The following is a 21,926-nucleotide window of genomic DNA, read 5'->3' on the forward strand; positions in this document are numbered from 1 at the left end:
CCCGTGGACCGCGCCCGCGACCTGCCCGGCTGGCCCAATTCCGAGGCCTCCCGCTTCATCCGAAACGGCCATCACGACTGGCATGTGCAGGAGATGGGATCGGGACCGGACCTGCTCTTCATTCACGGTGCAGGCGCTTCGACCCACACCTGGCGCGACGTGTTGCCGGACCTCGCGGGTCAATGGCGTTGCCTCGCGCTGGACCTGCCCGGTCAGGGTTTTACCCGGTCACGCAGCGCGCAGCGCTGGACTCTACCGGACATGGCCGCCGACATCCGCGCGCTTTGCGATGCGCAAAGATGGCGCCCCCGCGCCATCGTCGCCCATTCCGCCGGTGTGGCCATCGCCCTCGCCATGGCAAGGGACATGCCTGACCCGCCGGCCGTCATCGGAATCAACGCGGCATTGGGACGGTTTCGCGGCGTCGCCTCCTGGCTCTTTCCCCTTCTCGCGCGCGTCCTGTCGCTCAACCCGCTCACGCCGACGCTGTTCACGCTGGGCGGCAAGAACATCCCGCGTGCGCGGCGGCTGATCGAGAGCACCGGCTCAAGGCTCGATGCGCGAGGGATGTACCTGTACGCCACGCTGATGGCGGACCGGGATCACGTTCACGGCACACTCCAGATGATGACGAACTGGAAAATCGACCCCCTGCTCGCGGACCTCCCGCAAATCAGCGTCCCTGTGCGGCTTATCACCGGGTCTGGCGATACTTCGGTGCCGCCAGATACCTCACGGGAAGCGGCCGCATGCCTGCCGCACTCATCGGTCGTGTCCTTTGAGGGCCTCGGCCACCTCGCCCACGAAGAAGCCCCCGAACGCGTGTGTCGCGAGATTTCGGGCTTTCTGTCCGACGAAGCAAGAGCCGGATAACGCGCAGATCAGGGCCGGTCACACGCATTAAGTCGGCAAAAGATTCGGCTCATACAATCCCTAGCTCCCCGCACGGGAACGACCCGAAAACACGACGCGTGGCGATAGTCGCCTGCGTGAGACAGAATGTAACATTCTGAAAAAATGTGATATTTTTGGATTCCTCACATCACCGTTACAAAAATCGTTTACAATAGTCATAAAGTAATACTTAATAAATCCCACGAACAAATACGTTCTTTGGGAGGAACCTATGAACATCAAAGCAACGCTCCTTGCGAGCGCAGTCGCCCTGACTCCGGCCTTCGCCGTGGCGCAGGATCTTACCATCGGCTTTAGCCAGATCGGGTCCGAATCCGGTTGGCGTGCCGCCGAAACGACGGTGACGAAGCAGGAAGCCGAAAAGCGCGGCATCGACCTCAAGTTTGCCGACGCGCAGCAGAAACAGGAAAACCAGATCAAAGCGATCCGCAGCTTCATCGCTCAGGGTGTTGACGCGATCCTTCTGGCGCCCGTCGTCGCCACCGGCTGGGACGAAGTGCTCGAAGAAGCCGCCGACGCCGAGATCCCGGTGGTGCTGCTCGACCGCACGGTCGACGCCCCCGAAGACCTCTACCTGACCGCCGTCACCTCCGACCTCGTCCACGAGGGCCGGGTGGCCGGACAGTGGCTGGTCGACGAAATGGCCGGCGAACCCTGCCGCATCGTCGAGCTTCAGGGCACGACGGGCTCATCGCCCGCCATCGACCGCAAGCAAGGCTTCGAGGAGGGCATTGCCGGCGCCGAGGGACTTGAGATCGTGCGCAGCCAGACCGGCGACTTCACCCGCAGCCAGGGCAAGGTCGTGATGGAAAGCTTCCTGAAGGCCGAAGGTGGCGAGAACATCTGCGCGCTCTACGCTCACAACGACGACATGGCCGTCGGGGCGATCCAGGCGATCAAGGAAGCGGGTCTGAACCCGGGCGAAGACATCAAGATCGTCGCGATCGACGCCGTGCCGGATGCGCACCTCGCCATCGCGAACGGCGAAATGAACGCGACCATCGAGCTGACGCCGAACATGGCCGGCCCGGCACTCGACGCGCTCGAAGCCTACCTCGCAGACGGCACCGCCCCTGCGAAATGGATCCAGACCGAAAGCAAGCTCTTCACCGCAGCGGACGACAACGCGGCGATCTACGAAGAGAAAAAGAACCTCGGCTACTGAGCTGACCGGGACGGGCCGGGATCCTCACGCCCTGCCCGTCTTCTCCCTCGGTGGTCCCGTGCTAACATGGCGCAGGGCCACCGCTCGGGAGGACGCGATTTGACCAACAGGACAGCCATGACCACGCCGCAGGCCCCGCTGCTCCATGCGAGCGGCATTTCCAAGTTTTTCCCCGGCGCCGTCGCCCTCGACGAGGTGGAGTTGAAGCTCTATCCCGGCGAAGTCCATGCCCTTCTGGGCGAGAACGGCGCGGGCAAATCGACCCTCATCAAGTGCCTGACCGGCGCGTACCGGCGGGACGGCGGCACGATCACGCTGGACGGTGAGGACATTGACGCGAAGTCGACCGCCGAAAGCCAGGAACTGGGGATCGGCACCGTTTACCAAGAGGTCAACCTCCTGCCCAACCTGACCGTTGCGGAAAACCTCTTCATGGGACGCCAGCCCACGCGGCTTGGGCTCGTGAACCGGCGGCAGATGAATACGCAGGCCCGCGAGGCACTTCTGGGCTACGGACTCGACCTCGATCCGGGTGAACCGCTCAACAGTTTTTCCGTGGCCGTCCAGCAGGTCGTCGCCATCGCCCGCGCCGTAGCGCTGTCGGGCAAGGTGCTGATCCTTGATGAGCCCACGGCGTCCCTCGACCGCGACGAGGTCGACCTCCTGTTCGGTGTCATCCGGCAGCTGAAGGACAGCGGGCTGTCCATCGTCTTTATCACTCACTTTCTCGACCAGGTCTTCGAAATCTCCGACCGCGCCACCGTTCTGCGCAATGGCCGGGTGGTGGGCGAGCGACTGCTCGCGGACGTGACGCAGCATGACGTGGTCACGCTCATGCTCGGTCGCCAGCTTGAAGCCACGGTTCAGGACCGGAAGGCCGGCAAGCCCGGCGCGCTCCTGCTCGAAATCAACGACCTCGCCAAGCGCGGCATGATCGAACCGTTTTCGATGAACCTCCACCGGGGCGAGGTCGTGGGCCTTGCCGGCCTGCTCGGCTCGGGCCGGACAGAGACGGCCAACCTGCTTTTCGGCGCCGTTCAGGCCGATCACGGCAAGATGCTGATCGATGGCCGCGAAGCACGGATCGCCAACCCGCGCGATGCCGTGGCGCAGGGCTTCGCCATGTGCCCCGAGGATCGCAAGACCCACGGGATCGTCGGCGACCTCTCGGTCCGCGACAACATCATTCTGGCGCTCCAGGCGCGACAGGGTTGGATGCGTCCGATCCCCCGCGCCAAGGTCCACGAAATCGCGGAACACTATGTAAAGGCGCTGGATATCCGGCTCGCCTCCCTCGACATGCCGATCCGGCTGCTCTCGGGGGGGAACCAGCAAAAGGCGCTGCTCGCCCGATGGCTTGCCACCGAGCCTGACGTTCTGATCCTCGATGAACCGACCCGTGGCATCGACGTGGGCGCCCATGCCGAGATCATCGCCCTCATCGAGAGACTGCGCGAGAACGGTATGGCGCTTCTCGTGGCCTCGAGCGAACTTGAAGAACTCGTGGCCTACTCCACGCGCGTCGTCGTTCTGCGCGACCGTCATCAGGTCCGCGAACTCACCGGCGACGAGATCACGGCAGACAACATCGTGCACGCGATTGCCGCCGAACCCGAAAAAGGGGCTGCCTGAATGCCCGCAACCACCCCCTCTCTTTTCAAACGGATCACGCCGCAGCTGCTGATCCTCGCCGTCGTCATCGGGCTCAATTTCCTCGTCTTCCCGGACTTCTTCGACGTGTCCTTCCGAAACGGACGGCTCTTCGGGAACCTCGTGGACGTGTTCAACCGCGGTGCGCCTGTCGCGCTTTTGTGCATCGGCATGACTCTCGTGATCGCCACGAAGGGGATCGACCTGTCGGTCGGTGCGGTCATGGCCATCGCCGGGGCGACTGCTGCAAGCCTCGTCACCGACGGCTACGGCTGGGGCACAGCCCTGCTCGGGGCATTGGCGACAGGTGCGCTGTGCGGTTTCTGGAACGGCTTTCTCGTCGCCGTCCTGCGTATCCAGCCTATCGTCGCGACCCTCGTGCTCATGGTGGCCGGGCGCGGCATCGCGCAGCTTATCACCGAGGGCACGATTCTGACCTTCAACAACGAGGGGCTGATCCGGCTTGGTGCCGGCACCTTCATGGGGATACCCACGCCGATCGTGATCTGGCTCGCACTCGGCACCCTCGCCACGATCGGTGTGCGGCGCACCGCGTTGGGGATGCTGATCGAATCCATCGGCGTCAACGAGGCCTCGTCCCGGCTTGCCGGCATCAACTCCCGCGTCCTGCTGATCTGCGTTTATCTGGCCTCCGGTCTCTGCGCCGCGCTGGCCGGCGTGATCGTCGCCGCCGACATCAAGGGGGCGGACGCCAACAACGCGGGCCTCTGGCTTGAACTCGATGCCATCCTCGCGGTGGTCATCGGCGGCAACTCGCTTTTGGGCGGGCGCTTTTCCATCGTCGCGTCGCTGATCGGCGCGTTGATCATTCAATCGGTGAACTCGGTCATCCTGCTGTCCGGGATGCCGCCCGAATTCAACCTGGTGATCAAGGCGCTTCTGATCCTTGCGATCCTCGTGATCCAGTCGCCAAGGGTCGCACACCTGATCTACATGCTGCGCGCCTCCGGTCCTGAAAGGCTGCCGGAGCGACAACGACCATCCGTTCAAGAACCCAAGGAGGACGCGCTGTGATCCGCTCGACCCACCTGCCGCTTATGGTGACGCTGGCCACCTTCGTCCTGGCCTTCGCCCTGTGCGGCTGGCAGTACCCGTCGATGCTGTCCACTCGTGTCGTGGCCAACCTGCTGACCGACAATGCGTTCCTGGGAATCGTCGCGGTCGGCATGACGTTCGTGATCCTGTCCGGGGGGATCGACCTGTCGGTCGGGTCCGTGATCGCGTTCACAGGCGTCTTCCTTGCCGTCATCCTGCGCGATACGTCCATTCATCCGCTCGCGGCCTTCGTGCTGGTGCTGCTCATCACCACGATGTTCGGCGCGGCCATGGGCGCCGTCATCCATTTCCTCGAGATGCCACCTTTCATCGTCACGCTGGCGGGCATGTTCCTCGCACGCGGTGCGGCCTATGTGCTCTCGACCGACTCCGTGCCGATCACGCACGAATTCTACGACACGCTTCAGGACATCTACTGGAAGGCTCCCGGAGGCGGTCGGTTCCGGCTGATCGGGGGCATCATGCTACTGGTCTTCATCTGCGGGGCACTCGTCGCGCACCGCACGCGCTTCGGGCAGAACGTCTATGCCGTCGGCGGAGGCGGCCCGACCGCCCGCCTCATGGGGGTTCCCTTGGCGCGCACGACGGTGGGCATCTACGCCATTTCCGGCGGGCTCGCCGGCCTCGCGGGGATCATCTTCTCGCTCTACACCTCCGCCGGCTATTCTCTGGCCACGGTCGGGGTAGAGCTCGACGCCATTGCGGCGGTGGTCATCGGGGGCACGCTGTTGTCCGGCGGCTACGGTTTCGTCGCCGGTACGTTTTTCGGTATCCTCATCATGGGGCTGATCCAGACTTATATCGTTTTTGACGGGACATTATCGAGTTGGTGGACCAAAATCGTCATCGGCGCGTTGCTGTTCTCGTTCATTCTGCTCCAGAAAGGCCTTACTTGGGCAACGATAACCCGAAAAAGAACCGCGACTGGCTCCGCACAGCAATCATGACGGTTGCCGCATCGGGCTCGCCATCCGCGCGGGCCTCGAACCACACGCATTTCGTGGTGGACCAGATCGGTCGTGCCATCGTCGCGGGGGAATACCCTGCCGACACCATGATCCCGCTTGACCCGGACCTGTGCGAGATGTTCGACGTCTCGCGCACCGTCGTCCGGGAGGCCAAGAAGACGCTGGCGGCCAAGGGGTTGATCCAGTCCAAGGCCAAGGTCGGCACGCATGTGCGCCGATCGGACGAATGGAACATGTTCGATGAAGACGTTCTGCGCTGGCACACCTCGGTCAAGAACCCGGGTCGGTTCTATGACGAGCTGTTCGAGATCCGCCTGATCTTCGAACCCGCCGCTGCGGCCGCGGCGGCACGTCGCGCGAACGAGGTCGACTGCAACCTGCTGTTCGACCTGTGCGACAGACTGGCCGGGGCGACCAGCCGCGCGGATTTCGCCGTGGCGGATTACGAGTTTCATCATCATGTGCTGAAGTTGTCAGGAAACCGGTTCCTGCATAGCCTCGGAGACATGGTGCAAACGGCGCTCTACTCGCTCTTCCTGATCGAAGCACAGGAGAACCTTTTGGCAATCAAGGCCGAGGTTGTCCGCAACCACCGCGACATTGCCAAGGCCATCGCCTCCGGTGTTCCGGAGGCCGCGCATACCGCCATGCTCAAGGTCATCCGCGAAGGCCACGCCCGCGCCAATCCCGGGCCTGCCTGAACAGGCCTCCTTACCGACAATTTGATGAGACAGATGGAACGCGGCGGTGCCAGCGGTCCGGTGCATGAGCATCATGCGGGAGAGGTGGAGCACGCCGTGTCGGCGTGCCCCCGTTTCGCGATCGATCAGAGGTTGGCCAGCAGATCGTTGATGCGGTTCTGGGCCGCTTCCAACGCTTCGTCGACCGTCTTGTCACCATGAACGGCCGAGTTGAATTCCTCGCCGATGATGTCCTGGATCGAGAACTGGCGCAGAACCTGCGGGTTCAGAGATTGCCCGGTCTGGGCCACTTCCGCGATGTTGTCTCGGTGCGGCAGCGACTGGAACTCGTCCATCTCAAAGACCGAAGCGACGGCCGGCAGGTGGCCGGTGCGCGCCCACTGGAAGTCGTTCTCGGCCAGATAAGCCATCAGCTTGCCGATGGCAGCCGTTACATCATCGTCGCGCCCCGGATTGCGCGGCACGGCCCAGCCGTGACCATCCGCATAGGTGGCATCCTGCGTCGCGAACAATTGCGGGATGGGATACACGGTGTAGCCGTCGGACAGGGCGTTGCCCTCTTCTTCGGACTGCGCGGTGTAGTCGCCGATCAGCCACGTCCCGTTGACGCCGATCCCGCCTTCGCCCGAGCCGAAACCCGCGACGGCGGCCGCGTAATCCATGTCGGTGGTCGTGGCGCCCTCGTCCGAGATCTTCTTGAGGAACTCGACGACCGCTTTCGCCTCAGGCGTCATCAGGTCGATCTGCGTCGGGTCCGAGAACGGGTCGGCGCCTTGCTGGAGCATGAAGGTATAGAACAGACGCGCATAGGCCGCCGTTTCGTTGGCGAGGATCTGAACGAGATAGGGTTTGCCGGTCGCCTCCTCGAACGTCGCGGCATGTTCAAAGAACTCATCCGTGTTCGACGGAAGGATCGGAGCGCCGCTGTCGTCGACGAGCCCGGCCTCTTCCATCAGGTTCATGTTCAGATGCCAGAGCATCGTCCAGTTGTCGAAGGGCAGCGCATAGATCTGCCCGTCCTTCGTGACACCGGCGAGGGCAGCGTCGGTAAAGCTCGATGTTTCGATCCCTTGCTCGGCCAGCAGGTCGTCCAGCGGCTCAAGCAGGTTGCGCGAGGTGTAGTCCGAAATCACCGAGTAGTGCATCGACACAACGTCGGGCGCATTGCGGCTGGCAAGTTGGGCATTGAGCTGGTCGTAGCCCGGCCATTCGACGGTCGTGACCTCGACATCGATGTCTTCGTTCTGCGCTTCGAAGTCGTTGATCAGCGCGGTGATGATGCCGCATTCGCCAACGGCAGAGCTCACGTCGGTGACGTCGCCATAGTCGGCGTCGCAGGCCCCGAAGAACCGTTGCAGTTCAATGGTCGTTTGGGCCTGTGCCCCGGTCGCGAACAGGGTCGCTGCGGTGCTGGCCAGCAGTAGTCGTTTCATTCTGGGTCTCCTCCCTAACATGCGGGGCACATGATTGGCCCCTATTGCCGGTCCCGCCTGCATGGCGCAGAGCCGGAATTCCATTATTTCACTGCGCCGCCGGATACGGCCGTCACGACGTGGCGCTGGAAAATGATGTAGACGATCAGGACTGGGATGGCGGCGAACACCGCCTGCGCGGCGAGAAAGCCCAAGCCCTCGGTCTGAGCAAAGTTCACCTGAGACGACGCGATGCCGATGGTCAGCGTGTACATTTCCTTGTCGGTGCCCGAGATCAGCGGCCACCAGTAATCGTTCCACGCCATGAGGAAGGTAAAGATGCCGAGCGTCGCCTGAGCAGGTAGGGTGAGCGGCAACAGCACCTTCCAGAAAATGCGGAATCGGGACGCGTTGTCGAGCAACGCGGCCTCGTCGATTTCCGACGGAATGGCCCGGAAGAACTGGGTCATGAGGAAAACGCCGAACGGCAAGGACATGCCCGGCAGCATCAACCCGATATAGGTATTGTGCAGATTCAGAGTGGTGAAAATCTGGTGGCGTGGGATGATGACGGCCTGCTCGGGCACCGCAAGGCCGAACAGCACGATGACGAAGATCACCTTGCGCCCCGGCCACTCCAGCCGGGCGAACGCATAGCCTGCGAGCGAGGACATGATGAGCACGCCCGAGGTCTGGCCCACCGCCACGATCAGCGAATTGAGAAACCACCGGAACACGCCGGAGTTGCCCGCGATATCGCTGTAGTTCTTGAGGGTGAAGTGGCCACCAAAGGCCGCTTCGGTGCCGCGGGACAATGCCTCGTTCTCGGTGAACGACAGAAGCAGGACCCAGGCCATCGGGGCCAGCATGAGGACCGACAGGACAACGGCGAGCCAGAACAGGATTCGTCCCTGATCGCGTGAAATGGGTGCGGCGGCGCTCATCTGTTTGCCCTCCGCGTGACCCAGAATTGCAGCATGGCGGCGGCGAGGATGATGAGGAAAAGAAGCTCGGATGCGGCGGCACCCCGGCCCACGTCCCAATTCTCGAACGCCGTGCGATAGATATAGAGGACAAGCGGTCGCGAGCTTCCGTTCGGCCCGCCGTTGGTCATGAGCTGCGCCTGCCCGAAAAGCTGGAACTGCATCACGATCTGGATCACCGCGACGAGGATCAAGGTGCCCGAGATCTGTGGAATGGTGATGCGCGAGAACGTGCGCCAGCGCGAGGCGTTGTCGAGTGCGGCGGCCTCGTACAAATCTGCGGGGATCTGTTGGAGCGCCGCAAGGATCAGGATCATTGGCAGGCCGAGGCACCACCAGACGGTCGCGATGCCGACCGAGAACAGCGACCAGCCGCGTGTCGACAGGAACCCGATCGGCTCCCACCCCATCGCCTCGAACCCGATGGACAGAAGCCCATCGCCAGGGATGAAAACGAAGCGCCAGATGAGCGTGACGATGGTCACGGACAACACAGTTGAGCTGAAGAACGCGCCGCGCAGGATCGCCGAGCCGCGTGTGCGGCGATTGAGCGCGAGGGCAAGGAACAGGCCAAGCCCCACCAGCACCGGAACCGTCGTCGCGACAAACAGCAAAGTGACCCGGACGGCCTGCCAAAACAGCGGGTCGTTCAGCACGCGGACGTAGTTGTTCGTCCCGATGAATCCGTACAGGCCGAACAGGTCGGCTTTTTGCATCGACAGGTAGACGCCCCAGCCAAGCGGGAAAGCAAGGAGCGCCGCGAATACGACCAGATAGGGCAGCGCGAACAGCGCATTCGAAAGCCGTTTCTGTCGGTGCAGCGCCGCCATTACGCCTCCTCCGGCGCGTGGAATGCACGCCCCGTGCCGTCAAAGAGGTGAACGGCAGACGGGTCGACCGCGATGCGGACCTCATCGCCCGCCTGCACCGTGGTGCGGCCCAGATCCTGCGCGACGAGGTCGGATCCGTTCGGCAGCCGGCCATACAACAGCGTCCGGTCGCCCAGCCGTTCGACCACCTGAACCGTCAGCGGCAGGCCCGTGTCGGACGGGCGCGTGTCCTCCGCGCGGATGCCGACGCTTGCCCCGTCCGCGTTGAACCCTTCGGGGAGCGGAATGGCGCTGTCGATCGTGCCGACGCCATCGACCTCGATCGACGCACCCTTGGTCCCTGCCGAGACTGAGGCGGCAGGCAGGATCGACATAGCCGGGGACCCGACGAACTCGGCGACAAAGCGGGTCGCCGGGCGCTGGTATACCTCCATCGGTGCGCCGATCTGCTCGATCTTCTTATCGTGCATGATGACGATCCGGTCGGCCAGGGTCATGGCTTCGATCTGGTCATGGGTGACGAACACCATCGTAGCGCCGAGCCTTTGGTGAAGCTGGGCAAGCTCAAGCCGGGTGCGGCCACGCAATGCTGCGTCGAGGTTCGACAACGGCTCGTCGAACAGGAACGCCTTGGGTTCCTTGACGATGGCTCGCCCGATGGCGACGCGCTGGCGTTGGCCGCCAGAAAGCATCTGCGGTTTGCGGTCGAGCAGGTGGTCGATCTCGAGCACTTTCGCCGCGTCCATGCAGCGCCTCTCGATCTCGTCTTTCGAGATGCCGACGTTCTCCAGCCCAAAGGCCATGTTCTGCCGCACCGACATGTGCGGGTAGAGCGCGTAGGACTGAAACACCATCGCGACGCCGCGCTTACCGGGCGCCAGCCCGTCGATGCGGTCGCCGCCCAGATGGATTTCGCCCGCGTCCACGTCTTCCAGCCCCGCGATCATGCGCAAGAGCGTCGATTTCCCACAGCCCGAAGGACCGAGGAAGACGACGAACTCCCCCGCCGCGATGGACAGGGAAATATCGTCAAGCACCGTCAGACCGCCGTAACGCTTTGTCAGGTTGCGAATATCGATTTCAGCGGACATCAGGTCTCCTCCACCCCGTCCCGGCTTACCTAGCCGAGCCGTATCATTCTGTAACTCAGCGGCGGCAGTTCAGCGGTCAGGCGCCCGTCGTTGACCGCTGCGCCGTTGCCATCCACCGGCGCGACGGGTCCCCCATCGGGACCGTTCGTCGCGTCGAGCTCGTGACCCGCGATGACCTTGTCCATCACGACCTTGGATTGGCTCAGCCCCTCAAGGCTCATGGCGAGGCTTACCGCCTCGCTCTCGTGCCGGTTCACGCAGAACACCGTCAGTACGCCGTCTTCGCCAACCACGGCGGACAGGTCGAGATAGGGCACGTCACTGGCGGTCTGGCTGTCGTATCCGGGGCAGTCGACCGCGAGGTTCAGCGCCGTTCCGCGCCCATACCGGGACGCGAAGTAATAGGGCCAGAAGGTCGTCTGACGCCATGCCGTGCCGCCCTTGACGGTCATGATCGGCGCGATGACGTTCACCAGTTGCGCGAGGCAACCGACCTTCACCACGTCCGAACGGCGGATGAAGGTGTTCAGGATCGCACCGACCTGCAGCACGTCGGCGAAGTCGTAAATATCCTCGAGCAGCGGCGGCGCAAAGGGCCAGCCTTCGTTGCCCTCCAACGTCGCCCGGTCCTGCTCGCGCGAGTGATACCAGACATTCCATTCGTCGAAGCTGATGTAGACGTCTCGCTTGGACCGCTTCTTGGCCTTGGTCATCTTGAGGATGCCCGCCACGGTCGCGATGTAGTCGTCAAGCTTGGCCGGCAGCGACAGATACTCAGGCAGATCGCCCGCGTGGTTTTCGAAATACATATGGAGCGAGATGAAATCGACGCTGTCGTAGGTGTAGTCGAGCACCGTCGCCTCCCACTCAGGGTAGGTCGCCATGTTCGGTGTCGATGAGCCGCAGACGACAAGTTCGAGCGACTTGTCATAAGCGCGCAAGGCCTTGGCGGTTTCAAACGCGATGCGGCCATATTCGTCGGCGGTCTTCTGGCCGATCTGCCACGGACCGTCCATCTCGTTGCCAAGGCACCACATCTTGACGCCCCAGGGCGCCTCGCGGCCGTTTTCGCGGCGCAAGTCGGACCAGTAGGTGCCGCCGGGGTGGTTGACGTATTCGACAAACGCCCGCGCCTCGTCGAGCCCGCGTGAGCCGAGGTTGACGGCCAGCATCATCTCGGTGCCCGCCGCTTCAGCCCAGTCGGCAAATTCGTGGATGCCGACTTCATTGGACTCAGACGTATGCCATGCGAGATCAAGACGAACCGGGCGACCCTCTTTCGGACCGATCCCGTCCTCCCAGTTATAGGCCGAGACGAAATTGCCGCCGGGGTAACGCACGACGGGCACGTCAAGCTCGCGCACCAGATCCAGAACATCGCCGCGGAACCCGTTCTCGTCCGCGGTTTCATGACCGGGCTCATAGATGCCGGAATACACGGCGCGACCCAGATGCTCGATGAACGAGCCGTAAAGACGCGGGTCGATTTCGCCGACGACAAAGTCAGCATGTGCCGTGGCGCGCGCACGCATGGCTCCTCCCATTTTTTTGTATCCTCCAAGCCGGTATGTACCGACCCGGTGGATGATAAAATGGCGAATGAGGCCTCGTCAATATTTAGATTTAGCTATTTACATCCATTTTTTGGATATTGTTAAGTCCTTAAGATCAGGGAGATATCCTGATCGTGATTGCCGAAGCCGCGACCAAAGATATTGATCCCACCCGGATGCTCGGCACGCTCGGGCACGGCGATGCGCAAACGAATCGAACGATGGTCGTCGATGGCAAGGTCAGAGAGGGTCACGTCAGACAGTTTTTCGCCGTCCAGAAACGTGCCGCGATGGGTGACACGAAAGCTTTTCAGGAGACCATACTGGCTTCCCGCCAGTTTCCACCACGAGGGCGTGAAGGTCCCGCGCTTGTCACCGTAGTCGCCCGGCGCGGTCCAGGTTCCGATACTCGTTCCGTTGATCTCAATGGTGATGTCGGAGGGCCAGTTCGCGGATGTGCCGGGCACTTCGGAGCTCAGCTCCAAGGACAGCTCCAGCTCGGTCACGGCGCGGCCAGCGATGCGCGCATTGTTGGGAAACTGGTAGTCAACATGCCCCCGCGTGAACCACAAAAGCCCTGCTTTCATGCGATCCGGGTTCAGGAACGTCTCGGGACTGTCGAGGTATCCGATGATCCCCGTGTCGGCGCAAAGACCGCAAGGCGCGCTGACCTCGGCACCGGAATAGAGGCCCACGGGCATAAGCACCTCGATCTCGTTCTCAGCCCGTTTGGGCACCCCGAAGGATAGCACGATTTCATCGCGAACGGCCCTGCAGATCTTTTGCGACCCCTTGCGCGCCTTTCGGCTTTCGGTCTCGATCAGACCGACCGCTTCGAGCGCAGCGACATGTGTCGACGTCGAAGACTGGGGCAGGCCGAGTTCGGCGGCGATGTCGTTGACGTTCATAGCGCCCTTCTCATGCAGCAGTTTAAGGATATCGAGGCGGGCCGGCAGGGCGAGGCTGCGAAGCACTTCACGCCCGGTTTCGGGCGTAATGAGCAGAAAGCTGTTGGTCATGATGTCTCCTTGCATTGAGACTTCATATCCACATACAGGATATAAATCAATCGGATCCGCATTTGCTGTGAGCAGAGCCCGTATGTCGGTCACAACACCACCCTTGCCTCGGCCCTCCCCTGCCCGACAGCCGTCGCGCAATAGACCCGCCCCTCGGCGGGTCCGGGGTTTCGCAGGCCCTCCTGCGCGGTCGTCACGAACAGGGTCGTAAGATCCGCGCCGCCGAACGCCGGGCATGACGCATTCCGGCCCCCGACCTCGACCTCCTGAACCAACGTCCCATCCGGTCGATACCGCGCGACCCGCCCGGCCCCCCAAAGGGCGAGCCATAGATGATCCTCGGCATCGATCACGGCTCCATCGGGGTTCAGACCATCCTCGGTCAGGTCAAGAAACACCTCGGCCGGTCCCTCGGGCCAGCCATCGGAATCGAGCGCATGGCGATACACGCGTTTTTCGATCGTGTCGGCATAATATCCGGTCCGGCCATCGCCCGAAAAGCACAGCGCATTCGGGATCGTGATGCGATCCGTGATCTGGCGCAGTTCCCCTCGGTAATAGCGGTAGAAGGCACCAGCATGGGGTTCGGCGCTTTTGCCCATCGTACCGATCCAGAACCCGCCCATGGGGTCCGCGCGTCCGTCGTTGGACCGCGTGACCGGGTTGTCGGCCTCGAGTGCGGCAACAAGCTCACGGTCCCCCGAGGCAATGTCGAACCGCCACAGGCCGGTCTCTGACGCGATCAGCAATGTCTCGCGGTCGATCCAGCCCGCCGCCGAATGATGCTCATCGAAGGACCACGACAGCGCGTCCTTGCCGTCGCGCGTCATCAGTCGGTTGCCTACGATGTCGAACCAGAAAAGTTGCTGACGTTCCGGGTGCCACAACGGCCCCTCGCCCAGCTCGCAGGCGCGCGTGTCGTAAACCTCGGCCCTTTGGGTCATCGCATCACCTCGTCATATTGCATCACCAGTGCGGCGGCCCTGGAGCGGACCTGTTCGGCGCTGTCGCCGGGCCGGAACACAGCCGATCCGATGCCGAACCCGTCGACGCCGGCCTTGGCCCAGTCGGACATGGTCTCAGGTCCGACGCCACCGACAGCCCAGATTTGCGTGCCCTTTGGCAGGACAGGTCGGAGCGCCCTGACGCCAGTCGGGCCGATCAACTCGCCCGGAAACAGCTTCAGCCCGTCGGCCCCCGCCTCGAGCGCCGCGAAGCACTCCGTCGGCGTCATCGCGCCAGGATAGCAGGCAAGGCCCGCCGCCTTGGCCGACTGGATTACCGCCGTGTTCGTGTTGGGCGACACGATCAAGCGCCCGCCGTTCGCCGCAACCGCGCTCACCTGATCCGGGGTGAGAACGGTGCCCGCGCCGATCAAGGCGCGGTCGCCGCAGGCTTGGGCCAGTCGGGCGATGGATGTGAGGGGATGGGGCGAATTCAGGGGCACTTCGATCATCGAAATGCCTTCCGCGATCAGGGCTTCGGCAATGTCGACAACCTCGTCCGGGGACACGCCGCGCAGGATCGATATGATGTTTCGGGTCATGGCGTTTCACCGTTCAAAGCATGGGCGGCCACGAGCCCGGAAAGGGTCGCGTCGCGCGCGTTGGTATGTTCGACACGGGCACCGGCCCGGGTCAGGAGCGCACCCCGGTCGCCCTCGTCCGTGCCCCCGACGATCAGCACGCGGTGCTTTTCCCAGAACGGGCGCGCACCGGCGAGTTCGATGCCGGTCAGCAGACCGGAGAGCCGCGCGCGTGCCGAGCCAGCCGCCACATCGCCAAGAAGCGACGCAGCCCGCAGGGAAAACAGCGCTGCGGTCATTCGTTCGGGGGCAGCAAGCGCCTCGCCCCCGGCTGCGAGGAAGGCCTGCGCGCTCCAGCCATCGTCGAAGCTATGCTTCAGCACGGACTGCGTGGAGAGGAGCGCAAACAGTTCACCGGTCATGAAGGTGCGGAACCGCACGACCTCGCCGCCCTGAACGCGCACCCATTTCGTGTGTGTGCCCGGCAGGCACATGACACCATCGAAGTCGGGACGCGCCGCCAGAACGCCCGCGATCTGGGTTTCCTCGCCCCGCATGACATCCTCGGGCTGCGTCTGCGACAGGCCGGGCAGGATACGCACCCGAATGCGGGGGTCGGCGGTTGGCACGGTCACCGCCCCATCGGCGGCAGGCCGTGCCGGAACCGGCAGGTAAGGCGCCTCGCACCACCCCTGCCGCGCGCCCGCCATACCGCAGATGACGACGTCGCGCGGCCCCGCGCCGATCAGGTCACCCGCGAGGTCGAGGAAGGCGGCCTCAAACTCGGACGCGGCAAGGCGCCCCATCCCCTGATCCGAAACGCGCGCGTCCCGAACAGCACCGCCTGCGTCCAGCGCCCAGACCCTCAGGTTGGATGTGCCCCAGTCGCAGGCGATCCAGTCGGCCCGTTCCATATCAGGTCAGATCGTCCGGCAGCAGCGCGTCGGGCAAGTTCTGATAGCAGACCGGGCGCAGGAAGCGCCGGATTGCCAGTGTGCCGACGCTGGTCGCGCCGAAGTTGGTGGAAGCCGGAAAAGGCCCGCCGTGAACCATCGCGTCAGCGACCTCGACACCTGTCGGGAAGCCGTTGGCAAGCAGACGGCCCGCCTTGCGCTCAAGCACCGGCATCAGACTTTGCGCGAGCGCGGTGTCGCCATCGTCCATGAAAAGCGTGCAAGTGAGTTGCCCTTCGAGCGAGCGCGCCACCGCGCGCATCTGGTCGGCATCCTTGACGCGCACGATCAGGCCGAGCGGGCCGAACACTTCGTGGCCCAGCGCCGTGTTCGCGAGCCATTCGTCGCCTGTGGTGGCGAAGAGATAGGGGGTCGCGTTGCGCATGTCGCAGGTCGAAGTGAGCAGTTCCTGCACGCCCTTGGTGCCTGCCACCTTGTCGCGCCCGGCGCGGAAGTTGTTGGCGATGCCTTCCGTCAGCATGACCTGTGCGCCGATGTCGCCCAGCGCCGCGGTCGCCGTTTCGATGAAGGCGTCTGTCTCCGCGCCTTCGATCGCGATGAGAACACCGGGGTTGGTGCAGAATTGTCCGGCACCCATCGTCAGTGAACCGGCCCAGCCCTTGGCGATGTCGGCACCGCGCGCGGCGAGCGCCTCGGGCAGCAGGAACATGGGGTTCACGCTGCCCAACTCGCCATAGAACGGGATTGGCGTGGATCGCGCGGCGCAAAGATCGTAAAGCGCCCGCCCTGCCCCCAACGAGCCAGTGAACCCGACCGCCGTGATCAGCGGATGCTGCACGAGCGCGGCACCGAGATCATTCGTGTTGCCCTGAATCAGGCTGAACGTGCCCGCAGGCATCCCGGTTTTCTCGATCGCAGCGTGGATCGCCTCGGCGATGATCTCACCCGTCCCCGGATGGGCCGGATGGCCTTTGACCACGACCGGGCAGCCGGCGGCGAGGGCCGAAGCGGTGTCGCCCCCGGCGGTCGAGAAGGCCAGCGGGAAGTTCGAAGCACCAAAGACGGCCACGGGACCGAAGGGGCGCTGCATCATCCTGAGGTCGGGACGCGGCAGAGGCGCGCGGTCCGGCAGCGCTTCGTCATGGCGACGATCAAGGTAGTCACCGGATTCGATATGGCTTGCGAACAGGCGAAGCTGGCCCGTGGTGCGCCCGCGCTCCCCTTCGAGCCGGCCTTCGGGCAGACCGCTTTCGCGCGTGCCGATCTCGGTGATCTGCGGGCCACGCGCCTCGATTTCGTCGGCGATGGCATTGAGGAAGGCCGCACGCTCGGCCCGCGAGGTGTAGCCGTAGGTCCAGAACGCCTCTTCTGCGGCCTGAACCGCGCGATCGACCTCATCCGCACCGCCGTTGGCCGTGTCGTGGGAGGCGCCGTCGACGGGTTGCGACGCGAAGGTGGAGCCGGAGCCGACCCAGTCGCCGGCGATCAGGTGTTTGCCTTTGGGTTGGTATGTCATGGACTTACTCCTTATTTGCCCCAGTTGAGCGCGATGAGATCAAGCTCACGCGACAGGGACAGCAGACGGTCCCTCGTGCGGGGCGACATGGGTTTCAGGGGGTGGCGCACATGGTCGGACCCGATTACGCCGCCCTCCATCATCACGACTTTCGCGGCACGCAGGCCGCATTGCCGATTTTCGTGGTTTATGAGGGGCAGGCACAGTTTCCACTGCTCCAGGGCCGCGTCGGTATTGCCCGCGCGGTAGTCGACGACGATGGGCCGGATCTTTTCGGGCTGGAGCGCCGACGTCATGGTGCCGGTGCATCCCGCGTCGAGATCGGCCAAGAGCGTCACCGCCTCCTCGCCGTCGAAGGGGCCGACGATGTGATCTCCGCCCGCCTCGATCAGCGCGGCCAGCTTGTCGGCGGCAAAGGGTGTTTCCATCTTGAAGTAGGAGACGTTCTCGATCTCTTTCGCCATGTGCACGAGCAGCGGAACCGTCAGCGTCACGCCGGACAGCGGCGCGTCCTGCACCATGATCGGGATCGACACCGCGTCGGAGACCGCCGCGAAATGCTCGAAGATACCCGCCTCGGCCGGGACCAGCCCGACGCCGTGATAGGGCGGCATCATCATCAGCATGGATGCACCCAGCGCCTCGGCCTCACGCGCGCGGGCCACCACGATTTCCGTTGCGAAGGCGCTCACGGTCACGATCACCGGAACGCGCCCCGCGACGTGTTCGAGGCTCACACGGGTGAGGATGGCGCGCTCCTCGTCCGACAGCAGGAACTGTTCGGAGTAGTTGGCCAGGATACAGATCGCGTCGACACCCTGATCGATCATGCAGTCGAGCACACGACGCATCCCTTCGGGGTCGATGCGGCCATCCGCGTGGAACGGCGTGGGTGCGACGGGCAGAATCCCGGTCAATGGCGTTTTCATAGCGGCCTCTTTGTCTGTCGGGTCACGGCAAAGCGCGTAACTTGTCGGTAAGTCTCGCCCGGTGACAGCACCGAGCCTGGATAATCGGGGTGGTTCGGCGTGTCGGGCCAGAACTGCGGCTCGAGCGCGATGCCCGCACCGGGGCCATAGGGCCGGCCCTCGTGGCCCGCGAAGGGCGCGGTATCCAGCGCGCCGCCGGTGTAGACCTGAAGCCCGATCTCGGTGCTTTCAATCTCGAGCCTGAGCGCGTCGGTTTCCAGCCGGCAGACGAGACGCATGTCGCCCTGTGCGCCGTCGAAACAAAAGTTGTGGTCGAGCGCCGGATCGGGCGCGTGTGGCTCACGGAAATCGAAGCGCGTTCCGGCCACGGGGGTTGGCGCATCTTGCGGGATCAGGTCGGCATCGACCGCCAGATAGCGTTCCGCCGGAATTGTCATGCGATGCGCTGACAGATCGCCCGCCCCGTTCAGCGTCCAGTAACCGTGGAAGGCCGGGCCGAAATATGTCGGGGCGTCGGTTGTCCCCGTAATCTCGACGGTGAGCACGCCAGCGTCATCGAGGGCATAGCGCGCACGAACGGCGATGTTGCCCGGAAACCCGTCGCGCCCGTCCGGGTGCTCAAGCGTGAGGACGACCGTGTTCGGGGTCGTCTCGGCAATCGTCCAATCCTGCTCCGAGAACCCGGTGCTGCCGCCATGAAGCGTCGTCTTGCCCGCCTCGTTCCGGTCGAGGTCAAAGACCTGTCCGCCAAGGGGCATACGTCCCCCCGCGATACGGTTGGCGACCGGCCCGACGATGGCCCCGAAGTAGCGCATCGGCCCGGCATAGGCCGCGATGCCCGCGCTCCCCAAGACAAGAGACTGGTCGACGCCCTGGATGCGGAAGTCCTGCAAGGTCGCCCCACGGGTCAGCACCGTGGCCGTGGCCCCGCCGCCCGTGATCGTGACCGCCTGAACCGTCGTGCCATCCGCGAGGGTCGCGAAGGGCTGGATATGGGTGCCCGTCTCGCTCACCAGTCGAACGCCTCCACCGTGACGCGACGGCCAAGCGTGAAGGCATCCGCGACGTGGCGCATCGGCGCCAGGTCCATGTCGATCCCGCCGGTGGCGACGAGCCGGGCCATCTGGTCGTAAAGCCGCGGATACTCGCCCGCCAGACCGGGCAGGCTTTCATCCTCCTGCCCGTCTATGGTGAGTTTGCCGCCGCCGTTTTCCAGCGTCAGCGTGCCTTGGTCCGTCACCGCCTCAATGGTCCAGACCGGGTCGCCCGGTTCCAGCCAGTCGAGCGCCATCGTGACCTCGGCCCCGCCGGGGTGGTGAAAGCCGCACTCGACGGCAATCGGTGTGTCGCGGTTGGCCGGGAACTTCAGCTCGGCCCCGGTGACATGAACGGGCACCGGCAGGATTTCGGTCAGGATCGACAACGCGTTGATGCCGGGGTCGAACACGCCAAGGCCCCCGGCCTCGAACACCCAGTCCTGCCCCGGATGCCAATGCCGCACGTCCTCGCGCCAGTCGATCCTGAGCGAACGGAGCGTCTTGTCAGCCAGCCATGCTTTCGCGGCGGGCACCTTGTCGGCCTGCCGTGAATGCCATGTCGCGTAAAGCGAGACACGCTGGGCGCGGGCCAGTTCCTCGAGCGCGTGACATTCGGACAGCGTGGCGCCCGGTGGCTTTTCCAGCATGACGTGCCGCCCCGCCTCGATCGCCATGCGGGCATAGTCAAAGCGCGGCATGGGCGGCAGGCTCAGCGAGACCACGCGAATTTCGGGATGCGCCTCAAGCATGGTGGCGAGGTCGGTATAGGCGGGCACGCCATCGACCGACCCGTGCCGCGATACCGTCGCCGCGAGATCCCAGTCCGGGCTGGCCGCAATCGCGGGGACATGCTGGTCCACCGCGATCTTTCCGATGCCGACGAGTGCAACTTCCATCAATGCGAGTCCTTTCCGACCGGCGAGCCACGGCAGCCCTTGAGAAAGTCCAGATCGGCCCCCGTATCCGCGCCCATCACATGGGTCTGGTGGAGCCATTCATAACCGCTTTCGCGTTGCTCGTGGTTCGGTGTCCATGCCTCCAGCCGTGTCGACAGATCAGCCTCGGAGATGTCGAGGTGGATGCGCCGGGCCTCGACGTCGACTTCGATCATGTCGCCCGAACGTACCACGGCGAGCGGCCCGCCTGCGGCGGCTTCCGGAGAGGTGTGGAGGATCACGGTGCCGTAAGCGGTGCCCGACATGCGCGCGTCCGAGATACGCACCATGTCGGTTATGCCCTTTTTCAGAACCTTCGGCGGCAGCCCCATGTTGCCCACCTCGGCCATGCCGGGATAGCCCTTGGGCCCGCAGTTCTTCAGCACCATCACGCAGGTCTCGTCGATGTCGAGCGCGTCGTCGTTGATCCGGGCCTTGTAGTCGTCGATATCCTCGAACACCACGGCACGTCCCCGGTGCTTGAGAAGGTGCTGTGACGCGGCCGAGGGTTTGAGAACGGCACCGTCGGGCGCAAGGTTTCCGCGCAGCACGGCGATCCCGCCCTGATCGGTCAGCGGTTTGTCGACGGGGCGGATGACGTCCTCGTTCCAGTTTCGCACGTCCTGAACCTCGTCCCAGATCGTGCTGCCGGCCACGGTCAGCGCGTCCTTGTGCAACTGCCCGGCTTCGCCCAGACGTTTCAGGACCACGGGCAGGCCACCGGCATAGAAGAACTCCTCCATCAGGTATTCGCCCGATGGCATCAGGTTCACGATGGTCGCCACGTCGCGCCCGCAGCGGTCCCAGTCGTCGAGCGTCAGGTCGACGCCGACCCGGCCCGCGATGGCGAGCAGGTGGATGACCGCGTTGGTGGAGCCGCCGATGGCGCCGTTGGTGCGGATCGCGTTCTCGAACGCGTCCTTTGTCATCACGTCGGACGGCTTGAGGTCGTCCTTGACCATCTGCACGATGCGACGCCCCGAAAGCTGCGCCATCACGCGGCGGCGGCTGTCAACGGCCGGGATTGCGGCGTTGCCGGACAATGCCATGCCCAGCGCCTCGGCCATCGAGGCCATCGTCGACGCGGTTCCCATCGTGTTGCAGGTGCCCGTCGAGCGGGACATGGAGTTCTCCGCTTCGAGGAATTCCTCCTGCGTCATCTCGCCCGCTTTCACCGCTTCCGAGAACTTCCACAGGTGCGTGCCGGAGCCGACGCGTTCGCCCCGGAAATACCCGTTCAGCATCGGTCCGCCGGTCACGACGATGGACGGCAGATCGGTCGAGGCCGCCGCCATCAGCAGGCTCGGCGTGGTCTTGTCACAGCCGACGAGGAGCACGGCCCCGTCGATGGGCTGGCCGCGCATCTGTTCCTCGGTCGCGAGGGCGGCGAGGTTGCGATACATCATCGCCGTCGGGCGGAATGTGTTTTCGGAAGCCGAGAACACCGGGACTTCGACGGGGAAGCCGCCAGCCTCCCAGATGCCCGCCTTTACCTTTTCCGCCAGTTCGCGAAGGTGGCCGTTGCAGGGGGTCAGGTCGGACCATGTGTTCATGATCCCGATGATCGGCCGCCCGTCGAACAGGTCATGCGGGTGGCCCTGGTTCTTCATCCAGCCGCGGTGATAGATCGTGTCGCGGCTGTTGCCCTCATACCATTCCTGCGACCGAAGCCTGCGCGGCCATTTTGCTGGCGAAAAAGTCATGGC

At 64.1% G+C, this 21,926-nt stretch carries 20 protein-coding genes; 6 read left to right on the forward strand and 14 right to left on the reverse strand.

The genetic code is table 11. From position 1 onward, the window contains the following. The first annotated feature begins 3 nt into the window (after positions 1–3). The 6 genes from bchO (at position 4) to B2585_RS09120 (ending at position 6,476) form a co-directional block, all read left to right on the forward strand. Entirely contained in the window at positions 4–873 is an 870-nt protein-coding gene (gene bchO, locus B2585_RS09095) for an alpha/beta fold hydrolase BchO (protein ID WP_292022184.1), read from the forward strand. Positions 874–1,126: 253 nt separating this feature from the next. Beyond that, complete coding sequence (ytfQ, locus tag B2585_RS09100) at positions 1,127–2,080, forward strand: galactofuranose ABC transporter, galactofuranose-binding protein YtfQ (RefSeq protein WP_292022186.1); 954 nt, start codon at positions 1,127–1,129, stop codon at positions 2,078–2,080. Positions 2,081–2,179: 99 nt separating this feature from the next. Further along, positions 2,180–3,712 (forward strand): sugar ABC transporter ATP-binding protein, encoded by a 1,533-nt coding sequence (locus tag B2585_RS09105; RefSeq protein ID WP_292022188.1) that lies wholly within the window; start codon positions 2,180–2,182, stop codon positions 3,710–3,712. Next, complete coding sequence (locus B2585_RS09110) at positions 3,713–4,765, forward strand: ABC transporter permease (protein WP_292022190.1); 1,053 nt, start codon at positions 3,713–3,715, stop codon at positions 4,763–4,765. It begins immediately after the preceding gene. Beyond that, positions 4,762–5,754 carry a galactofuranose ABC transporter, permease protein YjfF gene (yjfF, locus tag B2585_RS09115; protein ID WP_292022191.1) on the forward strand — a complete coding sequence of 331 codons (993 nt, stop codon included), beginning with the start codon at positions 4,762–4,764 and terminating at the stop codon, positions 5,752–5,754. The genes B2585_RS09110 and yjfF overlap by 4 nt, the downstream gene beginning before the upstream one ends. Further along, positions 5,751–6,476, forward strand: coding sequence for a FadR/GntR family transcriptional regulator (locus B2585_RS09120; protein ID WP_292022195.1), 726 nt, complete (start codon positions 5,751–5,753; stop codon positions 6,474–6,476). Before yjfF ends, B2585_RS09120 begins: the two co-directional genes overlap by 4 nt. A gap of 125 nt (positions 6,477–6,601) precedes the next feature. Here B2585_RS09120 and B2585_RS09125 read toward each other — a convergent pair whose 3' ends face one another. The 14 genes from B2585_RS09125 to araD form a co-directional block, all read right to left on the reverse strand. After that, positions 6,602–7,909 (reverse strand): ABC transporter substrate-binding protein, encoded by a 1,308-nt coding sequence (locus B2585_RS09125; protein WP_292022197.1) that lies wholly within the window; start codon positions 7,907–7,909, stop codon positions 6,602–6,604. Positions 7,910–7,992: 83 nt separating this feature from the next. After that, positions 7,993–8,832, reverse strand: a complete 840-nt coding sequence (locus B2585_RS09130; protein ID WP_292022199.1) for a carbohydrate ABC transporter permease — start codon at positions 8,830–8,832, stop codon at positions 7,993–7,995. Continuing rightward, positions 8,829–9,701 carry a carbohydrate ABC transporter permease gene (locus B2585_RS09135; RefSeq protein WP_292022201.1) on the reverse strand — a complete coding sequence of 291 codons (873 nt, stop codon included), beginning with the start codon at positions 9,699–9,701 and terminating at the stop codon, positions 8,829–8,831. Before B2585_RS09135 ends, B2585_RS09130 begins: the two co-directional genes overlap by 4 nt. Further along, entirely contained in the window at positions 9,701–10,792 is a 1,092-nt protein-coding gene (locus B2585_RS09140; RefSeq protein ID WP_292022204.1) for an ABC transporter ATP-binding protein, read from the reverse strand. Before B2585_RS09140 ends, B2585_RS09135 begins: the two co-directional genes overlap by 1 nt. 29 nt (positions 10,793–10,821) lie before the next feature. After that, entirely contained in the window at positions 10,822–12,324 is a 1,503-nt protein-coding gene (locus B2585_RS09145) for an alpha-N-arabinofuranosidase (RefSeq protein ID WP_292022206.1), read from the reverse strand. Between the two features lie 122 nt (positions 12,325–12,446). Beyond that, positions 12,447–13,364 carry an ArsR/SmtB family transcription factor gene (locus B2585_RS09150; protein ID WP_292022207.1) on the reverse strand — a complete coding sequence of 306 codons (918 nt, stop codon included), beginning with the start codon at positions 13,362–13,364 and terminating at the stop codon, positions 12,447–12,449. Positions 13,365–13,453: 89 nt separating this feature from the next. Next, positions 13,454–14,308, reverse strand: coding sequence for an SMP-30/gluconolactonase/LRE family protein (locus B2585_RS09155; RefSeq protein ID WP_292022209.1), 855 nt, complete (start codon positions 14,306–14,308; stop codon positions 13,454–13,456). Further along, positions 14,305–14,910 (reverse strand): 2-dehydro-3-deoxy-6-phosphogalactonate aldolase, encoded by a 606-nt coding sequence (locus tag B2585_RS09160; protein ID WP_292022211.1) that lies wholly within the window; start codon positions 14,908–14,910, stop codon positions 14,305–14,307. Before B2585_RS09160 ends, B2585_RS09155 begins: the two co-directional genes overlap by 4 nt. Beyond that, the gene (locus B2585_RS09165) at positions 14,907–15,803 is read right to left on the reverse strand and encodes a 2-dehydro-3-deoxygalactonokinase (protein WP_292022213.1); all 897 of its coding nucleotides are present in this window, start codon (positions 15,801–15,803) and stop codon (positions 14,907–14,909) included. The genes B2585_RS09160 and B2585_RS09165 overlap by 4 nt, the downstream gene beginning before the upstream one ends. A 1-nt stretch (position 15,804) precedes the next feature. Beyond that, the gene (locus tag B2585_RS09170) at positions 15,805–17,319 is read right to left on the reverse strand and encodes an aldehyde dehydrogenase (NADP(+)) (protein WP_292022215.1); all 1,515 of its coding nucleotides are present in this window, start codon (positions 17,317–17,319) and stop codon (positions 15,805–15,807) included. A gap of 11 nt (positions 17,320–17,330) precedes the next feature. After that, positions 17,331–18,248, reverse strand: a complete 918-nt coding sequence (locus tag B2585_RS09175) for a dihydrodipicolinate synthase family protein (RefSeq protein ID WP_292022217.1) — start codon at positions 18,246–18,248, stop codon at positions 17,331–17,333. Further along, complete coding sequence (locus B2585_RS09180) at positions 18,245–19,261, reverse strand: aldose epimerase family protein (protein ID WP_292022219.1); 1,017 nt, start codon at positions 19,259–19,261, stop codon at positions 18,245–18,247. Before B2585_RS09180 ends, B2585_RS09175 begins: the two co-directional genes overlap by 4 nt. After that, complete coding sequence (locus B2585_RS09185) at positions 19,258–20,181, reverse strand: Gfo/Idh/MocA family protein (RefSeq protein ID WP_292022221.1); 924 nt, start codon at positions 20,179–20,181, stop codon at positions 19,258–19,260. Before B2585_RS09185 ends, B2585_RS09180 begins: the two co-directional genes overlap by 4 nt. Next, positions 20,181–21,923, reverse strand: a complete 1,743-nt coding sequence (araD, locus tag B2585_RS09190) for an L-arabinonate dehydratase (RefSeq protein ID WP_292022223.1) — start codon at positions 21,921–21,923, stop codon at positions 20,181–20,183. The genes B2585_RS09185 and araD overlap by 1 nt, the downstream gene beginning before the upstream one ends. Positions 21,924–21,926: the final 3 nt, after the last annotated feature.

The organism is Maritimibacter sp. UBA3975, from assembly GCF_002384975.1.
Taxonomy (GTDB): domain Bacteria; phylum Pseudomonadota; class Alphaproteobacteria; order Rhodobacterales; family Rhodobacteraceae; genus Maritimibacter.

What these genes read in the sequence shown, in the direction of transcription:
- ytfQ (WP_292022186.1), top strand. Translation starts at nt 1,127, where the DNA reads ATGAACATCAAAGCAACGCTCCTTGCGAGCGCAGTCGCCCTGACTCCG.
- B2585_RS09110 (WP_292022190.1), top strand. Translation starts at nt 3,713, where the DNA reads ATGCCCGCAACCACCCCCTCTCTTTTCAAACGGATCACGCCGCAGCTG.
- B2585_RS09120 (WP_292022195.1), top strand. Translation starts at nt 5,751, where the DNA reads ATGACGGTTGCCGCATCGGGCTCGCCATCCGCGCGGGCCTCGAACCAC.
- B2585_RS09125 (WP_292022197.1), bottom strand. Translation starts at nt 7,909, where the DNA reads ATGAAACGACTACTGCTGGCCAGCACCGCAGCGACCCTGTTCGCGACC.
- B2585_RS09130 (WP_292022199.1), bottom strand. Translation starts at nt 8,832, where the DNA reads ATGAGCGCCGCCGCACCCATTTCACGCGATCAGGGACGAATCCTGTTC.
- B2585_RS09135 (WP_292022201.1), bottom strand. Translation starts at nt 9,701, where the DNA reads ATGGCGGCGCTGCACCGACAGAAACGGCTTTCGAATGCGCTGTTCGCG.
- B2585_RS09140 (WP_292022204.1), bottom strand. Translation starts at nt 10,792, where the DNA reads ATGTCCGCTGAAATCGATATTCGCAACCTGACAAAGCGTTACGGCGGT.
- B2585_RS09145 (WP_292022206.1), bottom strand. Translation starts at nt 12,324, where the DNA reads ATGCGTGCGCGCGCCACGGCACATGCTGACTTTGTCGTCGGCGAAATC.
- B2585_RS09150 (WP_292022207.1), bottom strand. Translation starts at nt 13,364, where the DNA reads ATGACCAACAGCTTTCTGCTCATTACGCCCGAAACCGGGCGTGAAGTG.
- B2585_RS09155 (WP_292022209.1), bottom strand. Translation starts at nt 14,308, where the DNA reads ATGACCCAAAGGGCCGAGGTTTACGACACGCGCGCCTGCGAGCTGGGC.
- B2585_RS09160 (WP_292022211.1), bottom strand. Translation starts at nt 14,910, where the DNA reads ATGACCCGAAACATCATATCGATCCTGCGCGGCGTGTCCCCGGACGAG.
- B2585_RS09165 (WP_292022213.1), bottom strand. Translation starts at nt 15,803, where the DNA reads ATGGAACGGGCCGACTGGATCGCCTGCGACTGGGGCACATCCAACCTG.
- B2585_RS09170 (WP_292022215.1), bottom strand. Translation starts at nt 17,319, where the DNA reads ATGACATACCAACCCAAAGGCAAACACCTGATCGCCGGCGACTGGGTC.
- B2585_RS09175 (WP_292022217.1), bottom strand. Translation starts at nt 18,248, where the DNA reads ATGAAAACGCCATTGACCGGGATTCTGCCCGTCGCACCCACGCCGTTC.
- B2585_RS09185 (WP_292022221.1), bottom strand. Translation starts at nt 20,181, where the DNA reads ATGGAAGTTGCACTCGTCGGCATCGGAAAGATCGCGGTGGACCAGCAT.
- araD (WP_292022223.1), bottom strand. Translation starts at nt 21,923, where the DNA reads ATGACTTTTTCGCCAGCAAAATGGCCGCGCAGGCTTCGGTCGCAGGAA.